Origin of the sequence: Chamaesiphon sp. VAR_48_metabat_135_sub (assembly GCF_031418915.1) — a bacterium.
GTDB lineage: Bacteria > Cyanobacteriota > Cyanobacteriia > Cyanobacteriales > Chamaesiphonaceae > Chamaesiphon.
In genome coordinates this window covers 1-3,062 of the sequence record NZ_JANOJV010000107.1, presented here as the reverse complement: position 1 = coordinate 3,062, position 3,062 = coordinate 1, and the positions used below count along the sequence as shown (strand labels likewise).

Here is a 3,062-nt window from a genome sequence, read left to right as displayed (position 1 = left end):
TACCAATACCGAGCAGCGGAATTGCCACCAGCAACCACATTAGCCGCTTGTCAATTTTTGGATGGCGAAGTGTCTCGGCAAGAGAATCAACGCCTTTCTTGAAATTCAAGCTAATACTCGACATTTTTACCTCGAATTTTGGTGTCAGAAAATTGGTTGATGCCAATGTCCTAGTTGCTGTTTAGATCGCCAGACTTTAGAACCGGAAACCAGCCCCAACAGTAAAAGTTGTGTCCCGATCCTGACCGTTATTTAGTGGTACGTTTACTGCTCCTTTTAATCGGAGGCTATCGGTCAGATCCAGATCGACTCCGCCAACCAAACCAAAGCTAGTGGTATTATTATTGCCATTGCCAGTATTGAAGTCTACCGAACCACCAACAAAAGGGGTAAGTTGGAGGGTGTTAGCAGTGTTGCTGAGAGGGAGATCGTAGGTTAATGCTGTACCAAACTTAGTACCACTATTCGGAAAATAGACAAATGGACGGAGGGACAAATTATTACTGATTCCAAATTTAGAATCGACCCCAAATGTGGTTCCGTTACCAAATTCAACCGATGGGCCGATCGAGATCTGACTAGGTTGTGCGCTAGCTGGCTTACTCATGCTAAAAGTAGCAAGAGAGGAACATAGGAGAGCTAAGGCAATAAGATATTTTTTCATGGTAAATTCTCTGTTGTTTTAATTGAATTGGTTTAGCGATTGTGGTCATATCGGCCATCACGGTTGTATCGTTCACGAAGTGTGGGCTTTGCCCAATCGCCATAGTTATATCGACCATTTATTAGCCTCGATTCATGCCACTATTGACTCTTCGACTGACTTGAACGTAGGTTCGATAACCACGCCGCTCCAATCGGTTGGCAGCACTTTGAGCATCGCGACGATTGTTGTGGTATCCCTCAAAAGTCCACTGACGATCGCCACGGTTGCGATAATAAACTGAAAACTGCCGATCGCGATATTGGTTGTTTGGATACTGGTTGTTAGGATATCGATCGCGATCGTACTGGGCGAGCGACTTATTCGGCTCCCGCTCGCGATTCTGACCGATTTTTTCTGAATCTAATGCATGGGCTGTAAAGGGCGTAGTTACTGCGAATCCCGTACATACTAGTGCTAGCAAAATTATCTTGTTCATAAGATTAGTTTCAAAGTAAAAATTTTGGATCTATTAATTAAATCATGCTTAATTAATTGACTATGCTTTCAAGTTAATCGATCAAATTAATAAAACACTCTCTCTAAAGACGTAGATAAAAGTATCTTAATAAAACAGAATAATATAGCATCAATTTTTATCGCTATTTTATAAGTTGATCGTATCCAAGCTCACTGTGTTTAATTCCTCAGTAAATAGTATTCTTGTTGGGATGCGAATTTCAAATGTTGTACCCATAACTTTGAAACATTCCTACCAATTCTCTTTTTGATTCTTTAATATTGTCGATTGTTACGTTTCCAGACACGGATTCAATCGAGTTTAAACTTTTTGCCAATCTAAGCGTGTAGAAAATATGAAACTCATCAACGAATTCTTTCAGTAACTCTTCGGTCAGGCCACCCATTCCTGCCATCTCTTTTTGCATGATAAAGAGGACACTATAAATCGTATCGGCAACGTTTTCATTGTTGGCGATCGCCTCTGAGCTAGATCGATGAAGCAATTCGACAAACTTTTCAAAGGCTAGCATCCCGTGATATGTTTTATGGTCATCCCCAGGATTCTCTAATATTAAATCTGATATTTCAGATTTCAAGATGTTAAGTGTGGAACGAATATTGTTCCGCTTTGATTCTTGTTTAAGTGCTTCCATTTGAATTTTGTTCGCCTGGATCTGCTGTTGGAACGATAGGTAGACCAAAATTGCCGAAACTAAACCAATGAATGGTGAAGCTACTCCACCAAGGAAATCGCCAGTTAAACCTCTGGTCGAGGCATTTTGGCTAGCACCAATTACGATCCATAGGAGCAGAACCACCAATGAGCCAATGGTGATGTAGGTTCTGGCAGTCATAGCCATTTTTTTTCGGTTTTTCATGCTGAACCTTTACTCCGTCTGATAGAATCCAGATTCGATCGACTTACCCTAGAATCTGCCAAAACCGCTGGACATATGCGCCAATCGTAGGCAGCATATATCCTATTGGTCAAAGCGGATGGGATTACCAATCTCTTGGGGCATAGTCCAGATCGAAACTTCAATAGAGTGAGTTTTAGGCGAGGTCAAACAACAAAATTTCGGCACTGGCTTCGGTTGTCAGTTCTAGCAGTTCTGGACTGTTGATTTGCACGCCATCGCCGTTCTACCTGCATTTTTATCCACCTATCTAACGCTAGCTACAGCCTCAACATCAACAAGTGTTGATGGTGATGCGAGGGAAGATACGCCGATACCAGTTATAGAGGCATCAGCTTCTCCTGGTTAGCCCTTAACGACTGGCTGGTAATCTAATGTGGCACGATCCCAATTGGCTAAGTTAGCTGCTGCCTCGTAAGTGCTTTGCAGGAATGCCATTACCATTGACTCTGGATCGTCAGCTTGCCGTACTGCTTCATAAGGCAGCATAAACTCTTGCATATCTGGGCTGTAAAAGGCTGCTTGCGGTTGGATGGGATAATCCTTGAAGCCCTTTGGTGCTGGATAGGCGTAAGCGTAGAATGAGGCTTCGATTGATCCGCCGCCAAACCAAAAACCACAACTGCTCACCTCATACGAATAGGCTTCTCGCGTCACCCAATCTGCCATGTGAGGTATTCCACCCGGATGTTCGGGCGCGCGCCGTCCCGAAAAGCGCGTCACTGCTAGGTCAAAGCTGCCCCAGAAGAAATGGACTGGGCTACATTTGCCAGCATAACGAGAGCGGAAGATGGTCAGCAGGCAATCGGCTTGTACCAGAATCTGCCAAAACCGTTGAGCAGATTCTGCATCGTAAGCCGCATGTCGATCGTCTTGCTCAAAAGGAATGGGATCGGCCACTTCCTGCGGCATCGTCCAGATCTGGACTTCGATGCCCATGTCTTTCAAGGTACTCATCACGGCTTGATAGAAAGCAGCCA

Annotated in this window: 5 protein-coding genes; all 5 read right to left on the bottom strand. The window is 43.9% G+C overall.

What is annotated here, in order from left to right; translation table 11 throughout:
• Positions 1 to 196: 196 nt before the first annotated feature.
• Positions 197 to 664 (bottom strand): hypothetical protein, encoded by a 468-nt coding sequence (locus tag RMO55_RS07860; RefSeq protein ID WP_310425573.1) that lies wholly within the window; start codon positions 662 to 664, stop codon positions 197 to 199.
• Positions 665 to 785: 121 nt separating this feature from the next.
• Entirely contained in the window at positions 786 to 1,142 is a 357-nt protein-coding gene (locus tag RMO55_RS07855) for a hypothetical protein (RefSeq protein ID WP_310425572.1), read from the bottom strand.
• A 241-nt stretch (positions 1,143 to 1,383) separates the two neighbouring features.
• A complete protein-coding gene (locus RMO55_RS07850; RefSeq protein ID WP_310425570.1) occupies positions 1,384 to 2,043 on the bottom strand; it encodes a hypothetical protein in 660 nt (219 codons plus the stop codon).
• Positions 2,044 to 2,218: 175 nt separating this feature from the next.
• On the bottom strand, positions 2,219 to 2,296 hold the full coding sequence (locus RMO55_RS22210) for a hypothetical protein (protein WP_396134218.1): 78 nt from the start codon (positions 2,294 to 2,296) through the stop codon (positions 2,219 to 2,221).
• Between the two features lie 131 nt (positions 2,297 to 2,427).
• A partial coding sequence (locus RMO55_RS07845; protein WP_310425568.1) for a DUF5996 family protein occupies positions 2,428 to 3,062 on the bottom strand: 635 nt, incomplete at its 5' end.

What these genes read in the sequence shown, in the direction of transcription:
- RMO55_RS07860 (WP_310425573.1), bottom strand. Translation starts at nt 664, where the DNA reads ATGAAAAAATATCTTATTGCCTTAGCTCTCCTATGTTCCTCTCTTGCT.
- RMO55_RS07855 (WP_310425572.1), bottom strand. Translation starts at nt 1,142, where the DNA reads ATGAACAAGATAATTTTGCTAGCACTAGTATGTACGGGATTCGCAGTA.
- RMO55_RS07850 (WP_310425570.1), bottom strand. Translation starts at nt 2,043, where the DNA reads ATGAAAAACCGAAAAAAAATGGCTATGACTGCCAGAACCTACATCACC.